Genomic DNA, 17,517 nt, shown 5'->3' with positions numbered 1-17,517 from the left:
AGTAGGATGTAAAACTACTGTAAATTGAAAAGGTTCATTTATCTTTCAATTTATAGTAATATAGAAGTATTATTTAATAAATGTGGACTATAGGTAAAAGAGGTTCGAGGTAAAGTATGCGAGCGAAAGTTGGTAGCTTTCTGCATTATTTTCGCAATACTAAAATAAATTCAAATTGGATTCTATTTTACATACCTCATACGAACATTTAGAAGGTTAACGAATATGTGGGGGTGTCTAATGTGAATAATGAATATCCATATAGCGCAGACGAAGTATTATATAAAGCTAAATCCTATCTAAGCGAGGAAGAATACGAACATGTACTGAAAAGCTATCATATTGCTTATGAAGCACATCAAGGACAATTCAGAAAGAATGGTCTGCCTTATATCATGCATCCAATTCAGGTAGCAGGAATTTTAACCGAAATGCATTTGGATGGACCTACTATCGTAGCAGGGTTTTTACATGATGTGATTGAGGATACTCCATACACATTTGATGATGTTAAAGCAATGTTTAACGATGAAGTTGCAATGATAGTGGAAGGCGTAACTAAACTTAAGAAAGTTAAATATCGCTCCAAAGAAGAGCAACAAGCTGAAAATCATCGTAAATTGTTTATAGCAATCGCTAAAGATGTACGGGTAATTTTAGTTAAATTAGCAGATAGATTGCATAATATGCGCACACTTAAAGCGATGCCGAGAGAAAAGCAAATCCGTATTTCTAAAGAAACATTAGAAATATATGCACCGCTTGCGCACCGTTTAGGTATCAATACGATTAAATGGGAACTTGAAGATATTGCTTTACGTTATATTGATGGCGTTCAATATTTTAGAATTGTCAATTTAATGAAAAAGAAACGCAGCGAAAGAGAAGCATATATCACTAATGCAATCGATCGGATACAAGCTGAAATGGATAAAATGCAAATAAATGGTGAAATAAATGGCAGACCTAAGCATATCTATAGTATTTATCGCAAAATGATGAAACAAAAGAAACAATTTGATCAAATATTCGATTTATTAGCAGTACGTATTATAGTAGACTCGATTAAAGATTGTTACGCAGTACTTGGTTTAGTTCATACACTGTGGAAACCTATGCCTGGTCGTTTTAAAGATTATATTGCCATGCCGAAACAAAATATGTATCAATCTTTGCATACCACAGTAGTGGGGCCGAATGGTGATCCTTTAGAAATTCAAATTCGTACACAAGAAATGCATGAAATTGCTGAACATGGTGTGGCAGCACACTGGGCATATAAAGAGGGCAAGAAAGTCACAGAAGATAATTCAGGTTACGCTAAAAAGTTATCTTGGCTTAAAGATTTGGCAGAAGCGGACAAAACAGCAAATGATGCACAAGAATTTATGGAATCTCTAAAATTCGATTTACAAAGTGATAAAGTATATGCCTTTACACCTCAAAGTGATGTTATTGAATTGCCATACGGCGCTGTGCCGATTGATTTTGCTTATGCTGTTCACAGTGAAGTCGGAAATAAAATGATCGGTGCAAAAGTCAATGGTAAGATTGAACCTATCGATTATGTATTGCAAACTGGAGATATTGTTGAGATACGTACAAGTAAGCATTCTTACGGACCAAGCAGAGATTGGTTGAAAATTGTCAAATCATCTAGTGCTAAAAGTAAAATTAAAAGCTTTTTCAAAAAACAAGACCGTTCTTCAAATATTGAAAAAGGTAAATTTATGGTTGAGGCTGAAATTAAAGATCAAGGCTTTAAAGTTGAAGATGTTTTAACCGAAGATAATATTGAAATAGTCAATGATAAATATAATTTTTCTAACGAAGATGATTTATTTGCAGCAGTTGGATTCGGCGGCGTGACGTCTTCTCAAATTGTAAATAAATTAACAGAAAAGCAACGTATTTTAGATAAACAAAAAGCATTGAATGCAGCACAAGAAGTAACGAAGTCGGTACCTATTAAAGATCATATTACTACGGACAGTGGTGTATATGTGGAAGGTATTGAAAACGTACTGATCAAGTTGTCAAAATGCTGTAATCCGATTCCAGGTGATGATATTGTGGGATATATCACCAAAGGACACGGCATTAAAGTACATCGTACAGATTGCCCGAATATTAAGAATGAAACAGAACGTTTAATAGATGTTGAATGGGTAAAATCTAAAGACTCCACTCAACGCTATCAAGTTGATTTAGAAGTTACAGCATATGACCGCAATGGATTGCTCAATGAAGTATTGCAAGCTGTCAATGCAACTGATAGTAACTTAGTCAAAGTTGCTGGTAAGTCAGATGTTGAAAAAAATGCAATCATCAACTTAAGCGTCATGGTTAAAAATGTCAATGAAGTGTTTAAAGTTGTAGAACGTATCAAACAACTTGGTGATGTCTATACAGTTACAAGAGTTTGGAATTAATAGAGGTGTTAAATAATGAAAATAGTCGTACAACGAGTGAAACAAGCATCCGTCACAAATGAATCAATACATGAAGAAATCGGCAAAGGACTTTGTCTGTTAGTCGGTGTCGGTCAAGATTCGACTGAACAGGATGTAGAAGCAATAGCTAAGAAAATTGTTAATGCGCGTATTTTTGAAGATGAAAATGGCAAATTAAATTTAAATGTACAACAAGTAAATGGAGCAATCTTATCGATATCTCAATTTACTTTGTATGCAGATGTAAAAAAAGGGAATCGTCCAGGATTTTCTAATTCTAAACCTCCTGAGGAAGCCAATCGTTTATATGAAGCTTTTAATGAGGCACTCAAACAATATGGTGTGGAAGTGAAAACAGGAGAATTTGGAACAGATATGTTGGTTGATATAGAAAATGATGGTCCTGTAACGATTATTTATGAAAGTCAGGATGGCAAGATTATATGAACCGTATTGAAAATTGGTTTAAGAAACGTAAACTCAAACCGATTCCTATATTTATTGCCTTAATTGCTTTAATTATTTTATTATTTATCATTATCTTAGTAGCAAATTATCAGACAGATCATGACGATAAAGTTACTATGAAAGAAGACGCAGAACTGCGTACAGGTCCCAATGCTGTCTATCCAGAAATTTACCCAGCTGAAAAGGGTGAAACCTTTAAACAACTGGACAAAAAAGGTAAGTGGATTTACGTATCGACCAAAGATGGCAAAGAAAAGGGATGGATTGCTGGATGGCATACGGATTTGAATATTGAACCAGACAGTAATCCTAATGCTAAACCTTTAAAGAATAAAGTGATTGTGCTGGATCCTGGTCACGGCGGCGGTGACCAAGGTGCTTCCAGTTCAACTCATTTTAAATCTTTAGAAAAAAATTACACGCTTAAAACAGGTCAAGAACTAAAGAAGTTGCTTGAACAAGAAGGTGCAAAAGTCAAAATGACGCGTGATAAAGATGAATACGTCAAACTTAAAGACCGTAACTTAAGCGGTGACGCATTTATCAGCTTACATAATGATGCGCTGAAATCACCTGATGCAAATGGAGTAACAGTCTATTGGTTTAAAAAACAACAAGAAGGCTTGGCTGAAGCTTTAAGCATGAGTATTCAAAAGAAAGCGGTACTTTCTCCAAAAGGCGCGAGACAAGAAAATTATCAAGTACTGCGCCAATCTAAAATACCAGCAGTATTGATTGAATTAGGTTATATTAGTAATCCCACAGATGAGATGATGATTCGAGATGAACTGCATCGTCATATTGTAGAACAAGCAATCGTTGATGGGCTTAGAACCTATTTTTCAAATTAAACAGTTGCAAACATAGCATAAAATCGTTATGATAGTATCTGAATAGTAAAGAAAATATGAAAACTGTTATTATTCTTGAATAGACATTAAGAAATGCAATTAGAGAAATAATCCGTGGCTGAAAGATTATTCAGAGTATTTTTGTCATGATTGAACACAAGAAGAGGTGGAGTTTGATTTAACGAAATCAACTCTCGTTTTACAAGCGTTAATTGTTGAAAGAGGAGCCATAGAATACATTTCGGCTCAATTAGGGTGGCAACACGGAATTTTCGTCCCTTGTGTGATAGTGATATCATGCAAGGGCTTTTTTTATTTACTAAAGGATGTGACATTATGATTAAAATCCCACGTGGGACACAAGATATTCTTCCTGATCAAAGCAGAAAATGGAGATATATCGAAACTAAATTAGATGAATTAATGGAATTATATAATTATAAAGAAATTCGTACGCCAATTTTTGAAAGTACTGATTTATTCGCTCGAGGTGTCGGTGATTCTACAGACGTGGTACAAAAAGAAATGTATACCTTCAAAGACAAAGGTGACAGAAGTATTACACTTCGACCTGAAGGTACTGCTGCGGTAGTGCGTTCATATATTGAAAATAAAATGCAAGGAGATCCTAATCAACCGATTAAACTTTACTATAATGGACCGATGTTCCGCTATGAACGTAAGCAAAAGGGACGTTATCGTCAGTTTAACCAATTTGGTGTAGAAGCTATCGGTGCTGAAGATCCAAGTATCGATGCGGAAATTTTAGCAATGGTGATGCACATATATCAATCATTTGGTTTAAAACACCTTAAATTGGTGATCAATAGTGTCGGTGATTTTGATTCTCGTAAACAATACAATGAAGCATTGATTGAGCATTTTGAACCCGTTATCGATACATTCTGCAGTGACTGTCAAGCACGTTTGCATACTAATCCGATGCGTATTTTAGATTGTAAAGTAGATAGAGATAAAGAAGCGGTAAAAACTGCACCGCGTATTACTGATTATCTCAATGAAGAATCTAAAGAATATTTTAACCAAGTTAAACAATATTTAGACGATTTAAACATTCCGTATGTTGAGGATCCAAATCTTGTGCGTGGCCTTGATTATTATACACACACTGCCTTCGAGTTGATGATAGACAGCCCTGATTATGATGGCGCTATTACTACATTATGTGGCGGTGGCCGTTATAATGGTTTGCTTGAATTGCTTGAAGGTCCGAAACAAACTGGTATTGGTTTCGCTTTGAGTATCGAGCGTCTATTATTAGCTTTGGAAGAAGAAGGCATTGAAATCGAAGAAGATGAACATTTAGATTTATTCATTGTCACAATGGGTGAAAAAGCTGATAGATATGCAGTGAATTTATTAAATGATTTACGTCACCACGGTATTAAAGCCGATAAGGATTATTTGAAACGCAAAATCAAAGGTCAAATGAAACAAGCCAACCGTGTAGGGGCAGAATATACAATTGTGATCGGCGAGCAAGAACTTGAAGATGGTAATATTGATATTAAACATATGGATAGTGGAGAATCTGATTCTATTCATTTAGCTGACTTAGTTTCTTATTTTGAAAGTAAGAAAGAAAAACAAGGAGAGAAGTAATATATGAGTAAAAGAACAACTTATTGTGGTCTAGTAACTGAAGATTTTTTAGGACAACGTGTTACATTAAAAGGTTGGGTGCATAACCGCAGAGACTTAGGCGGTTTGATTTTCGTGGATTTACGCGACCGTGAAGGATATGTACAAATCGTATTTAACCCTGACTTTTCAAAAGAAGCCTTAGAAACTGCAGAATCTATCCGCAGTGAATATGTAATTGAAATAGAAGGTACAGTTACCAAACGTGATCCTGAAACAGTTAACCCTAAAATCAAAACTGGTAATGTAGAAGTACAAGTTGATCATATTAACATTATTAATAAAGCACAAACACCTCCATTTTCAATTAATGATGAGAACCAACAAGTAGATGAAAATATCCGCTTAAAATATCGTTATTTAGACTTAAGAAGACAAGAACTTGCGCAAACTATTAAAATGCGTCATCAAATTACACGTTCAGTACGTGAATTCTTAGATGGAGACGGTTTCTTAGATATTGAAACTCCAGTTTTAACTAAATCTACGCCAGAAGGTGCACGTGACTATTTAGTACCTTCTCGTGTTCACGAAGGACAATTCTATGCGTTGCCGCAATCACCACAATTATTTAAACAATTGTTGATGATTAGTGGTTTTGATAAATACTACCAAATTGTTAAATGTTTCCGTGATGAAGATTTACGTGCAGACAGACAACCTGAATTTACTCAAGTCGATGTTGAAATGAGTTTCGTAGATCAAGAAGACGTTATGGAAATGGGCGAAGCTTTGCTTAAAAAAGTAGTAAAAGATGTTAAAGGTGTAGAATTGACTGATCAATTCCCACGTATGACATACGCAGAAGCAATGGCACGTTATGGTTCTGATAAACCAGATACGCGTTTTGATATGGAATTAAAAGATGTATCTGAACTTGGTCGTACTATGGACTTCAAAGTGTTCAAAGATACAGTTGAAAAAGGCGGAGAAGTGAAAGCTATAGCTGCTAAAGGCGCTGCAGACAAATATACACGTAAAGACATGGATGCTTTAACAGAATTTGTAAATATCTATGGTGCCAAAGGTTTAGCTTGGGTCAAAGTTGTAGAAGACGGCTTCAGTGGTCCGATTGCCAGATTCTTTGAAGATAAAGATGTTGAAAAAGTGAAAGAGTTGACTGGCGCAGAAACAGGCGACTTAGTAATGTTTGTAGCTGACAAACCTAGTGTTGTAGCACAAAGTTTAGGTGCATTACGTGTGAAATTAGCACATGAATTAGGTTTAATCGACAAAGACAAATTGAACTTCTTATGGGTAACTGATTGGCCGTTACTTGAATATGATGAAGATGAAAAACGTTATGTAGCAGCCCACCATCCATTTACTTCACCTAAAGATGAAGATTTAGACAAATTAGATTCAGCACCTGAAAAAGCACAAGCAAAAGCATATGATATTGTATTGAATGGCTATGAACTTGGCGGCGGTTCAATCAGAATTCATAATGCAGATATCCAATCAAAAATGTTTGAAGTATTAGGATTCACAAAAGAACAAGCACAAGAACAATTCGGTTTCTTATTAGATGCTTTCAAATTCGGAGCACCACCACATGGCGGAATCGCGCTTGGCTTAGACCGCTTCGTTATGTTGCTTGCGGGTCGTAATAACTTACGTGATACCATCGCATTCCCTAAAACTGCGTCTGCAGTATCTCTTATGACTCAAGCACCAAGTGAAGTATCCGACAAACAATTAGAAGAACTATCACTTCGTATTCGTCATTAATACAAAATTTAAAAATTCGATAGTTTAAATTTGCAATTCGGTTAAAATGTGGTACTATTAACTCATAAGATAGTCGTCTGAAATATTCGTAGTTTGCTGTATGTATTTTGACCTAACACTCTTTGATCAGGGAGCCCAATAGGTTTTCTTGCAGCGCACACGCCTCTCTAGGAGGACGTGCAAAACAAGAAACAGGGCACCCACCTGTATATAGCAGGCCAAAATGATCAAGCTATAATAACTACGGTACAACGGATTCTATCGTACGCAGGGCTTTTGCCTTGCGTATTTTTTATTTATAAAGCTTACTCATCCCTAGTTTATTAAAAATTTAAATTTGCTATAATATATAAATGTAAAAGTAAGGATTAAAGGAGATTTCAAAAAATGAAACATCAGTTTTCACGTAATGAATTAGCTTACGGAAAAGAAGGTTTAGATTTACTTAAAAATCAAACGGTTGCCGTTTTAGGAGTAGGCGGAGTAGGTTCATTTGCGGCAGAAGCTTTAGCAAGAACTAATATCGGCCATATTATTTTAATTGATAAAGACGATGTAGATATTACTAACGTTAATCGCCAAATCCATGCTTTGACGACGACAATCGGTCAAAGCAAAGTAACATTGATGGAAGAACGTATTAAATTAATCAACCCTGATTGTAAGGTTACCTCGCTCCATATGTTTTATAACGAAGATACATATGAGGCATTGTTTAATGATTATGATATTGATTACTTTATCGATGCGAGCGATACAATTATGTATAAAGTTCATTTAATGAAAGAATGTTTAAAACGTAATGTGAAACTCATTTCGAGCATGGGAGCCGCTAACAAAACAGATCCGACACGCTTCCAAGTGGCTGATATCTCTGAAACTAATACAGATCCCATCGCTAAAATTATTCGTCAAAAATTAAAGAAAGAAGGCATTCGTAAAGGTGTGCCTGTGGTATTTTCTGATGAAAGCCCGATTGTGATTCGCGAAGATGTTAAAGAAACAGTCGGTGATAAAAATGCAGCCACAAGAAAAGGACAAATTCCACCTTCATCAAATGCATTTGTTCCTAGTGTCGTAGGGTTGATTTGTGCAGGCTATGTAATTAACGATATTTTAAAAGATATTCCAGTTACTCGCATTAAAGACAGAAAGCAAGATAAATAAAGATTGCATATTAAAAAGCTGAGAAAGAATGAATTCCTCAGCTTTTTATATATAACCACTTTATTAAAGATTTTTTTGTTGTTTGGTAATATTATCATAAATTTGTTTGAATTGCTGTTCTGCTTTTGAAGTAGATTTAGGATGATAATATTGACGATTTTTTAATTTATCCGGCAAGTATTGTTGCGGAATAAATCCACTTTCAGAGTTATGCGGATACTGATAACCGATAGCTCTGCCTAATTTCTTAGCGCTAGCATAGTGACCATCTTTAAGATGATTAGGTACTTGTCCGGCTTGACCTTTTCGTATATCAGATAAAGCTGCATCGATAGCTTTGATACCTGAATTAGATTTAGGCGACAGACATAACTCTATGACGGCTTGACTGAGCGGAATGCGAGCTTCTGGAAAGCCTAAACGTTCTGCAGATTCTATAGCGGCCAGTGTGCGTTGGCCAGCACCCGGAGACGCTAGACCTACATCTTCATAACTGATTACCAGTAAACGTCTAGCTATAGTTGGTAAATCGCCCGCTTCTATCAATCTCGCTAAATAATGTAATGCTGCATCTGTATCACTGCCGCGAATAGATTTTTGGAACGCACTCATCACATCATAATGCATATCGCCGTCTTTATCGCTCATGAAACTTCCTTTTTGCAAACAATCTTGAGCATCTTCGAGTGTAATGTGAACTTTGCCTTCTTCATCAGGATGAGCACTTAAGACAGCGAGTTCTAGAGCATTTAAAGCTGCACGCACATCTCCTTGACTTTGCGTGGAAAAATATTGAAGTGCATCATCATCAATTTTGACGTTATAATCAGCTAAACCGCGTTCTTCTTCGGAAAGAGCTCGTTCTAAAGCTGTTTGGATATCATTTTCATCTAAAGGATATAATTCGAAAATTTGTGCTCTTGACCGGATTGCCGGATTAATTGCATGATAAGGATTAGATGTCGTAGCACCGATTAAGACGATTTTTCCATTTTCTAAATGGGGTAATAAGAAATCTTGTTTTGCTTTATCTAATCTATGAATTTCATCTAATAATAAAATAACTTGGCCAGACATTTTGGCTTCTTCAACTACCATTTGCATATCTTTCTTTGTATTAGTTACAGCATTCAACTGTCTGAATTTAAATTGTGTAGAGCCTGCAATAGCTTTAGCAATACTAGTTTTGCCTATTCCTGGTGGCCCATAGAAAATCATAGATGTGAGTCGCTTAGCCTCCACCATTCTTCTGATAACTCCTTTTGGTCCGACCAGGTGCTGTTGCGAAATGATTTCATCCAGGTTTTGCGGTCGCATTCTGGAAGCTAATGGTTCATTATTCAATATCGATTCACACCTTTCTGTTACTATATTAACGTAAAAAATGCTAAAATTGAATAAAACAAAATCGGATTAAGCGAGGTAATAACATGAAAATTTCAACTAAAGGGAGATACGGATTAACTTTGATGATTTCCCTAGCTAAGCGAGAGGGACAAGGTTGCGTATCCTTAAAAACAATAGCAGAAGAGAACAATCTTAGTGATCTATACTTAGAACAATTGGTGGGGCCGTTAAGAAATGCCGGTCTTATACGAAGTGTCCGCGGAGCAAAGGGCGGTTACCAACTTCGCGTACCAGCTGAAGAAATTAAAGCCGGCGATATTATCCGCCTATTAGAAGGTCCGATATCATTTGTTGAAAGTATTGATTCTGAGCCGCCCGCACAAAAAGAATTGTGGTTAAGAATGCGTGATGCAGTAAGAGAAGTACTTGACGGCACGACGTTAAAATATTTAGCAGAGTTCAATGATTCCGATAAACTCGATAACTATATGTTCTATATTTAATTGAGAAAGGTTTGCCAACTGACGTTAGGTTGGCGAACTTTTTTATGATTGTATAATTAAATTAATCATTTTGTTTATAAAATATTTTTCTGGGGTATATAAATATATATTACATCAAGAGGAAATAACATGAGATGTTATCTCGAGGAGGAAGATAATGATGAAAGACGAAAAAAATAAAATTAAAGATTATGAAGAATATGCAAAAAAACATGCTGATCCGAAAAAAATGAAAGAACATGAGTCAAAGAAAGGGAAAGGCCAACATGTTATGAATGAAATGCATGATGAATTAGTAAAACACGGTGGTCCAGACAAACCGAATAAGTAATGTTTAAAGTACTAATTTAAAGGTAAATAAATTTATGTAATAACTTTTGGAGGGATTCATAATGGCTAACAAAGATGAAAGTAAATTTGAACAAGCAAAAGGTAATGTAAAAGAAACAGTAGGTAATGCTACTGATAACAAAGATTTAGAAAATGAAGGTAAAGCAGATAAAACTTCTGGTAAAGTTAATGAAAAAGTAGATGAAGCTGCTGATAAAGTCAAAGACTTTACAGACAAAGTCAAAGATAAATTCAATAATGATAAATAAGTAAAAAACGCCCATTATTGGGCGTTTTTTTATGCTATAAAGTTTCGATAACATTTTTCAAACGTTTATAGGAATCTGCTTGTTTATCTTGATCATAGATGTAGCTGACAGCCATCAGTTCATCAATTTCTCCATAGAAATCGATAAAGTCTTCGAGTTGCGCCTTCACAGTTTCTTCAGAACCAATTAAAGAATCTTGAGCACGTTTTTCTGCCATTTGCAATTCAGCAGGTGTTAAAAGTGAAGCTAAGTCATCAGTTGGCGGTTGTAAGGGCTGCATTCTGCCTCGTGCAATACTGATCATCACTTGTGCTAATGAAGTTGATAATTTTTTTGCTTTCTCATCTGTCTCAGCTACGATAGCATTTAAACATACAATAACGTATGGTTTATCGAGTACGTCAGAAGGCTCAAATAACTCTTTGTAAATTTCAATAGCATCTTTCATTTGTTGCGGTGCAAAGTGTCCAGCAAATACATACGGCAATCCTTGTCTAGCTGCTAAATGTGCTGAGTCTGTAGAAGAACCTAGGATATATAAAGGAACTTTTTTATCAACAGCAGGATAAGCACGTACATAACCCTGTTGTTTTTCAGGACCGAAAAATTTCTGGAGTTGAGCGACTTCTTCGGGGAATGCATACACGCCGTTGTGTTGATCACGTCTTAAAGCGCTAGCAGTCATCATATCTGTACCCGGAGCACGACCAAGACCTAAATCAACACGATTTGGATAAATCGTTTCTAACGTACCGAACTGTTCAGCAACGATTAATGGCGCGTGGTTTGGAAGCATGATACCTCCCGATCCCACTCGTATTTTTGAAGTTTGCTCTAAAGTATGTTGGATAAGCAATACAGTTGCTGAACTTACTAAATTAGGTGCATTGTGGTGTTCTGCAATCCAGTAACGTTCATAATCCAATTCATCTAAATCCTGAGCAAGTTTAACCATATCATCAATTGCTTCTTTTTCATTGCCGCCTTCACGAATAGGTACTAAGTTTAAAGCTGAAAGTTTAATATCACTCACAAATTTAGCCTCCTTATATAAATTATGCCCTCATTATAACAGTGGTTTACAAAAGAAAATATTTAATTGCTTATCAAAATAGCGCATGATGTTATAATTAAATCAAGCAGAGCACTAGAAAATTTGACATGTAGGTGCTAGAATTGGAACATTGATAAAATTGTGAGGAAGTGTCTGACTAATGGAAGTATATGCAGATTATGCAGCAACTACTCCTGTGAAACCAGAAGTTATAGAGAAAATGATGGAGTTATATTCGCATCATTATGGTAATCCGTCATCTATTCATAGTGTCGGCAGAGATGCGCGTCAATATTTAGATGCAGCACGTAGAGAAATGGCTTCTCTTTTAGGGGCAAAGCCTAACGAAGTTATTTTTACCAGCGGTGCAACTGAATCTAATAATACTGCAATTAAGGGCCTAGCTTATGCAAACCAGCATAAGGGCAAGCACATTATTACTTCTAAGATTGAACATCATTCTGTTTTGCATGTCTTTGAACAATTAGAACGCGAAGGATTCGAAGTCACTTATTTGGATGTTGATCGAGAAGGCATTGTGGATTTAGCGCAACTTAAAGAAGCGATGCGAGAAGATACCATTTTAGTATCTATTATGTTTGTAAATAACGAAGTCGGCACTGTCCAACCGATGTATGAAATAGAAGATATTGTAAAGCAGTATGATGCAATGTTGCATGTTGATGCTGTGCAAGCTATAGAACATTTACCTATCAAGTTTGACGAATTTCAATTTGACAGTATGAGTTTGACTGCACATAAATTCGGCGGTCCAAAGGGCGCAGGTGCTTTATTAGTAAAAGAAAAAACACCAATAAAATTTTCTCAGCTTGGCGGCAGTCAAGAAACCAAACGCCGTGCAGGAACTGAAAATGTGCCTCAAATTGCTGGAATGGCAGAAGCGCTGAAAATTGCTGCAGATCATCGTGATGAAAACAATATTCATTTAATGAATCTAAAAGAATTATTTTTAGTACAATTGCAAGAACGCAGTATTCCTTTTGAAGTCAATGGCTCCATGACGGATACCACAGGGCATGTGTTAAATATCTATTTTCCTTTTATTGATGTAGAAACAATGTTGACTCTATTAGACTTAGCTAATATCAGTGTATCATCTGGATCAGCTTGTACTGCAGGCTCTACTATGCCGTCGCATGTGTTAGAAGCTATGTATGGTGAAGACCCAAGAACTAAACAATCTATCCGCTTCAGTTTCAATGAACTGACAACTGAGTTGGAAATAAAATATATCGTAGCAGAAATCCAAAAGATTTATCATAGATTTAAGGAGGAATAAACTTGAGCAACCAAGATACAAGAGTTGTTGTCGGTATGTCAGGCGGCGTCGATAGTTCAGTTACAGCATATTTGCTGAAAGAACAAGGCTATGATGTCATCGGCATCTTCATGAAAAACTGGGATGACACTGATGAAAATGGTGTTTGTACAGCAACTGAAGATTATAATGATGTGATTGCTGTCTGTAACCAAATCGGCATCCCTTATTATGCTGTTAATTTTGAACAAGAATACTGGGACAAAGTATTTACTTATTTCCTAGATGAATATAAAAAAGGCCGTACTCCTAATCCAGACGTAATGTGCAATAAAGAAATTAAATTCAAAGCCTTTTTAGACCATGCAATGAAATTAGGTGCAGATTATGTTGCAACAGGACATTATGCACAAGTGAGACGTGATGAAAATGGAAATGTTGAAATGTTGCGTGGTGTAGACAACAATAAAGACCAAACCTATTTCTTGAATCAATTGACACATGAACAATTATCAAAAGTCATGTTCCCGTTAGGTGGTATGGAAAAATCTGAAGTACGTCGTATTGCAGCTGAACAAGATTTAGCAACAGCTAAGAAAAAAGACTCCACAGGTATCTGTTTTATTGGAGAACGTAATTTCAAAGAATTCTTATCCAATTACTTACCGGCACAATCAGGCGACATGCGTACGTTGAATGGTAAGAAAATGGGTACACACAGTGGCTTAATGTACTATACAATCGGCCAACGCCATGGTTTAGGTATCGGCGGAGATGGAGATCCGTGGTTTGTAGTCGGTAAAAACTTGGAAGACAACGTTTTATATGTAGAACAAGGTTTCCATCATGATGCACTTTACAGTGATTACTTAATTGCTTCAGATGTTTCACTTGTGAATGATATCGATTTAGCAAACGGCTTAGAATGTACAGCAAAATTCAGATATCGCCAAAAAGATACAAAAGTTACAGTTACAAGTATCGGAGAAAACCAAATTCGTGTAGACTTTGATGAACCTGTACGCGCGATTACGCCTGGACAAGCAGTAGTATTATACGATGGAGAAGTATGTCTCGGCGGTGCAACGATTGATGATGTCTATAAAGAAGCAGGTCAATTAACATATATTGTATAGAGGAATAGTAGAGAGACGAGACAATACCTCGTCTCTTTTTTTACATAAAATGCTTTATTTCTGTTAAAATATATATTTGAATCGAGATAGAAATGAGGACTGAAAAATGGAACAAGAAGCAATCTATCAACTCATAAAAGAAGGCAAATTTGAAGAAGCTTTAAAAGCTTTATTTGAAAATATAGAACAAAATCCTGAAGCTATTGAAAACTATATTAATTCAGGAATCTTGCTTGCTGAAGCTGGAGAAGTAGAAAAAGCAGAGAAATTTTTCCAAAAAGCTTTAACTATTAATTCTGATAATGGTGCAATTTATTATAATCTAGCAAATGTTTACTATAATGCTGAAAGCTATAATGATGCAATTAAATTATATCAGCAAGCCTTGCAAAAAGGAGTAGATGAAGCGGATACCAATTATATGATTGGTATGTCATTCAATCAATTAGGCGCATTCAAAGAAGCGTTGCCATTTTTAATGCGGGCAGCTGAACTTGATGAGAAGAATGATGAAGAAATTCAATTTCAATATGGTTTAGTATTGTGCCATTTAGAAATGTTCGACGCTGCAATACAGCAGTTAGATAAAGTGCTAACTATCAATTCTGAAAATACAGATGCGCTTTATAATCGTGGCCTTGCAGGTTATATGCAATCTGAAAATACTAACGATGCTTTGCCATATTTTGAACGCGCAGTCAAAATTGATCCTCAGCATTTGTTAAGTCAGCACGCAATTAAAACGTTTAAACAACTTGAGCAAGAGGAGGAATAACACTTGAGCAACCCTACATTATTTGATTACTCTATGGTCAAAGGTACGGTCGAAGCCATTCTTTTTCAAAATAAAGAAAACTTCTATACTGTGCTGAAAGTAGATCCTATTGAAACGAATGAAGAATTTGATAGTATGCCGACAATTGTAGGGTTCTTTCCTGAAATTGCAGAAGGTGATGTGTATACCTTCAAAGGACAAGCGGTTACACACCCGAAGTATGGCAAACAGTTGAAAGCAGAAACCTTTGAAAAAGAATTACCGCAAACAAAAGATGCCATTGTCAGTTATTTGTCTAGTGATTTATTTAAAGGTATCGGAAAGAAAACAGCAGAAAATATTGTCGCTACACTTGGCGAAAACACGATTAATAAAATTTTGGATAACGAAGAAGCTTTGGCTGAAGTCCCACATTTATCTAAGAAAAAGCAAAAACAAATTGCCGAACAAATCTATAGTAACCAAGAAGTAGAAAAGATTATGATTCGACTGCATGATTTAGGTTTCGGTCCTAAATTATCTATGAATATTTATCAGGTCTATCAAGTAGAGACATTATCGGAAATTGAAAAGAATCCATATCAGCTGGTCTATGATGTGAAAGGTGTCGGTTTTAATAAAGCTGACACTTTGGCTAAAAATCTTGGAATAGAATACAATGACCCCGAGCGTTTGAAAGCTGGTTTGTTATATACCATTGAGGAAGAATGCATTAAACAAGGCCACACTTATTTGCCGAAAGATTATGTTATAGAAGCTTCTCAAGACACGTTATCTCAAGTACATAGCGAATCCATTGATACTAAATTGTTGGAAGAGATGATTTTGCAACTGACAGAGGAAGAGAAGCTGGTGGAAGCGGATGAAACCCTTTCTGTTCCAAGTTTATATTATTCCGAAGTGAAAAGTGTACAGAATTTATATCGTATAGAAGCACATCAAACCAAATTAGAAACTATCGAGCAATCAGACTTGCAGATGCATATCGGTGAAATTGAAGATATGAATAAAGTGAATTATGCCGCTTCGCAAAAGGAAGCCTTAGAGACTGCAATCAATTCAAAAGTGATGTTGCTGACTGGCGGCCCAGGAACAGGGAAAACTACGGTTATTAAAGGAATTGTAGAACTTTATGCTGAAATTCACGGTTTATCGCTTGATTATGACGACTACAATGAGGACGATTATCCTATCGCTTTAGCAGCGCCTACAGGACGTGCTGCTAAAAGATTGCAAGAATCTACCGGTTTAGAAGCCATGACGATTCATCGTTTGATTGGGTGGAGTCAAGAAACGAAACCAGAAGATGTTTTAGAAAATGAAATTAATGCTAAGCTGATTATTATTGATGAAATGTCGATGGTAGATACTTGGTTATTCCATCAATTTCTAAATGCCGTACCGATTGATGCGCAAGTTATCCTCGTGGGTGATGAAGACCAATTACCTTCTGTAGGCCCAGGACAAGTATTTAAGGATTTGATTGATTCTAAAGTGATATCACGTGTGAATTTGACCGAAGTTTATCGGCAACAAGATGGTTCAAGCATTATTGAATTAGCGCATAAAATGAAATTAGGACAACCAATTGATATTACTCAACGCTTCCATGATCGCAGTTTCATCCCATGCAGTGCCGATCAGATCCCTGATGTCGTTAATAAAGTAGTGACTTCCGCTGTTAAAAAAGGATATGATATGAGCGATATACAGGTGCTAGCGCCTATGTATAGAGGAAGCGCAGGTATTAAACGCTTAAATAAAGTACTTCAAGATATCTTGAATCCTAAAGAAGAAGATACCCGAGAAATAGAATTTGGCGATGTTGTTTTTCGAAAAGGCGATAAAGTACTACAACTAGTGAACCGTCCGAATGATAATATCTTCAATGGTGATATCGGAGTTATTCAAGGTATTTTCTGGGCAAAAGAAAATGAATTAAATAAAGACGTATTAGTAGTGGATTTTGAAGGCAATGAGATTACTTTTACGAAACAAGACATGATGGAATTGACGCATGCCTACTGTACTTCAATTCATAAAGCACAAGGTTCAGAGTTTCCAATCGTGATTATGCCGGTTGTTAAACAGTATTATCGAATGCTGCAACGACCGATTATCTATACAGGATTGACTCGCGCAAAACAATCATTAGTCTTTTTAGGAGACAGCCAAGCCTTTGATATTGGCATGCAAACGTACGGACAGGTGCGTATGACCCGCATGGCACAACTACTGCGTGATTATTTCGGTATGGAAACATCGTCAAGTGAAACTGAAGAGACCCATTCAACTTCAACTGCAGAACAAAATACTAAAGTCATCGAACTGTCAGAAGCTACTATTTTCCAAATCGATCCGATGATTGGAATGGGCGATGTTACACCTTATAGTTTTGCGACTGAAAAATAAAGTCACCTTCGAAACAACATATAATTGACATTTAAGCACCATCCATCTAAAATAAAATTAAATTCGCATAAAGATGAGTA

15 protein-coding genes and 1 other RNA gene are annotated in these 17,517 nt (G+C 36.1%); 14 read left to right on the top strand and 2 right to left on the bottom strand.

Features of this window, described 5'->3' with window-relative positions; translation table 11 throughout:
* Positions 1 to 242: 242 nt before the first annotated feature.
* The 7 genes from CNQ82_RS08055 to CNQ82_RS08025 all read left to right on the top strand — a co-directional run bounded on the left by CNQ82_RS08055 (position 243) and on the right by CNQ82_RS08025 (position 8,332).
* Positions 243 to 2,432 carry a RelA/SpoT family protein gene (locus CNQ82_RS08055; RefSeq protein WP_123144855.1) on the top strand — a complete coding sequence of 730 codons (2,190 nt, stop codon included), beginning with the start codon at positions 243 to 245 and terminating at the stop codon, positions 2,430 to 2,432.
* 15 nt (positions 2,433 to 2,447) lie between these two features.
* Entirely contained in the window at positions 2,448 to 2,900 is a 453-nt protein-coding gene (gene dtd, locus CNQ82_RS08050) for a D-aminoacyl-tRNA deacylase (RefSeq protein WP_123144854.1), read from the top strand.
* Positions 2,897 to 3,772 carry an N-acetylmuramoyl-L-alanine amidase gene (locus tag CNQ82_RS08045; protein WP_123144853.1) on the top strand — a complete coding sequence of 292 codons (876 nt, stop codon included), beginning with the start codon at positions 2,897 to 2,899 and terminating at the stop codon, positions 3,770 to 3,772. The genes dtd and CNQ82_RS08045 overlap by 4 nt, the downstream gene beginning before the upstream one ends.
* A 336-nt stretch (positions 3,773 to 4,108) precedes the next feature.
* On the top strand, positions 4,109 to 5,395 hold the full coding sequence (hisS, locus tag CNQ82_RS08040; protein ID WP_095104891.1) for a histidine--tRNA ligase: 1,287 nt from the start codon (positions 4,109 to 4,111) through the stop codon (positions 5,393 to 5,395).
* A gap of 3 nt (positions 5,396 to 5,398) precedes the next feature.
* Entirely contained in the window at positions 5,399 to 7,165 is a 1,767-nt protein-coding gene (aspS, locus tag CNQ82_RS08035) for an aspartate--tRNA ligase (protein WP_123144852.1), read from the top strand.
* Positions 7,166 to 7,236: 71 nt separating this feature from the next.
* Positions 7,237 to 7,427: non-coding RNA, 6S RNA (gene ssrS, locus CNQ82_RS08030), on the top strand.
* 125 nt (positions 7,428 to 7,552) lie between these two features.
* Complete coding sequence (locus CNQ82_RS08025) at positions 7,553 to 8,332, top strand: tRNA threonylcarbamoyladenosine dehydratase (protein WP_123144851.1); 780 nt, start codon at positions 7,553 to 7,555, stop codon at positions 8,330 to 8,332.
* A gap of 63 nt (positions 8,333 to 8,395) precedes the next feature.
* Here CNQ82_RS08025 and CNQ82_RS08020 read toward each other — a convergent pair whose 3' ends face one another.
* A complete protein-coding gene (locus CNQ82_RS08020) occupies positions 8,396 to 9,676 on the bottom strand; it encodes a replication-associated recombination protein A (protein WP_123144850.1) in 1,281 nt (426 codons plus the stop codon).
* Positions 9,677 to 9,762: 86 nt separating this feature from the next.
* Here CNQ82_RS08020 and cymR point away from each other — a divergent pair, with 86 nt between their 5' ends.
* The 3 genes from cymR to CNQ82_RS08010 all read left to right on the top strand — a co-directional run bounded on the left by cymR (position 9,763) and on the right by CNQ82_RS08010 (position 10,781).
* Entirely contained in the window at positions 9,763 to 10,182 is a 420-nt protein-coding gene (gene cymR, locus CNQ82_RS08015) for a cysteine metabolism transcriptional regulator CymR (protein ID WP_095104899.1), read from the top strand.
* A 157-nt stretch (positions 10,183 to 10,339) separates the two neighbouring features.
* Complete coding sequence (locus CNQ82_RS13140; protein ID WP_164711956.1) at positions 10,340 to 10,513, top strand: hypothetical protein; 174 nt, start codon at positions 10,340 to 10,342, stop codon at positions 10,511 to 10,513.
* Positions 10,514 to 10,574: 61 nt separating this feature from the next.
* On the top strand, positions 10,575 to 10,781 hold the full coding sequence (locus CNQ82_RS08010; RefSeq protein WP_123144849.1) for a CsbD family protein: 207 nt from the start codon (positions 10,575 to 10,577) through the stop codon (positions 10,779 to 10,781).
* Between the two features lie 34 nt (positions 10,782 to 10,815).
* Here CNQ82_RS08010 and CNQ82_RS08005 read toward each other — a convergent pair whose 3' ends face one another.
* Positions 10,816 to 11,814 carry an LLM class flavin-dependent oxidoreductase gene (locus tag CNQ82_RS08005; protein ID WP_123144848.1) on the bottom strand — a complete coding sequence of 333 codons (999 nt, stop codon included), beginning with the start codon at positions 11,812 to 11,814 and terminating at the stop codon, positions 10,816 to 10,818.
* A 181-nt stretch (positions 11,815 to 11,995) separates the two neighbouring features.
* On the opposite strand from CNQ82_RS08005, the gene CNQ82_RS08000 reads away from it, so the two are divergent.
* From CNQ82_RS08000 to recD2, 4 genes are all read left to right on the top strand, one after another.
* Positions 11,996 to 13,135 carry a cysteine desulfurase family protein gene (locus tag CNQ82_RS08000; protein ID WP_123144847.1) on the top strand — a complete coding sequence of 380 codons (1,140 nt, stop codon included), beginning with the start codon at positions 11,996 to 11,998 and terminating at the stop codon, positions 13,133 to 13,135.
* A gap of 2 nt (positions 13,136 to 13,137) precedes the next feature.
* Positions 13,138 to 14,250, top strand: coding sequence for a tRNA 2-thiouridine(34) synthase MnmA (mnmA, locus tag CNQ82_RS07995; protein WP_123144846.1), 1,113 nt, complete (start codon positions 13,138 to 13,140; stop codon positions 14,248 to 14,250).
* Between the two features lie 106 nt (positions 14,251 to 14,356).
* Positions 14,357 to 15,025 carry a tetratricopeptide repeat protein gene (locus CNQ82_RS07990; RefSeq protein WP_123144845.1) on the top strand — a complete coding sequence of 223 codons (669 nt, stop codon included), beginning with the start codon at positions 14,357 to 14,359 and terminating at the stop codon, positions 15,023 to 15,025.
* Between the two features lie 3 nt (positions 15,026 to 15,028).
* Positions 15,029 to 17,437 carry an SF1B family DNA helicase RecD2 gene (gene recD2, locus CNQ82_RS07985; protein ID WP_123144844.1) on the top strand — a complete coding sequence of 803 codons (2,409 nt, stop codon included), beginning with the start codon at positions 15,029 to 15,031 and terminating at the stop codon, positions 17,435 to 17,437.
* Positions 17,438 to 17,517: the final 80 nt, after the last annotated feature.

The organism is Staphylococcus debuckii, from assembly GCF_003718735.1.
GTDB classification, from domain to species: domain Bacteria; phylum Bacillota; class Bacilli; order Staphylococcales; family Staphylococcaceae; genus Staphylococcus; species Staphylococcus debuckii.
Note: the sequence above shows the minus strand (reverse complement) of the source record. Positions and strands in the feature narration are given on the sequence as shown.

Excerpts from the sequence above, each read along its gene's own strand:
- CNQ82_RS08025 (WP_123144851.1), top strand. The coding sequence starts at position 7,553 with ATGAAACATCAGTTTTCACGTAATGAATTAGCTTACGGAAAAGAAGGT.
- dtd (WP_123144854.1), top strand. The coding sequence starts at position 2,448 with ATGAAAATAGTCGTACAACGAGTGAAACAAGCATCCGTCACAAATGAA.
- CNQ82_RS08010 (WP_123144849.1), top strand. The coding sequence starts at position 10,575 with ATGGCTAACAAAGATGAAAGTAAATTTGAACAAGCAAAAGGTAATGTA.
- CNQ82_RS13140 (WP_164711956.1), top strand. The coding sequence starts at position 10,340 with ATGATGAAAGACGAAAAAAATAAAATTAAAGATTATGAAGAATATGCA.
- CNQ82_RS08000 (WP_123144847.1), top strand. The coding sequence starts at position 11,996 with ATGGAAGTATATGCAGATTATGCAGCAACTACTCCTGTGAAACCAGAA.
- hisS (WP_095104891.1), top strand. The coding sequence starts at position 4,109 with ATGATTAAAATCCCACGTGGGACACAAGATATTCTTCCTGATCAAAGC.
- cymR (WP_095104899.1), top strand. The coding sequence starts at position 9,763 with ATGAAAATTTCAACTAAAGGGAGATACGGATTAACTTTGATGATTTCC.
- CNQ82_RS07990 (WP_123144845.1), top strand. The coding sequence starts at position 14,357 with ATGGAACAAGAAGCAATCTATCAACTCATAAAAGAAGGCAAATTTGAA.
- CNQ82_RS08045 (WP_123144853.1), top strand. The coding sequence starts at position 2,897 with ATGAACCGTATTGAAAATTGGTTTAAGAAACGTAAACTCAAACCGATT.
- aspS (WP_123144852.1), top strand. The coding sequence starts at position 5,399 with ATGAGTAAAAGAACAACTTATTGTGGTCTAGTAACTGAAGATTTTTTA.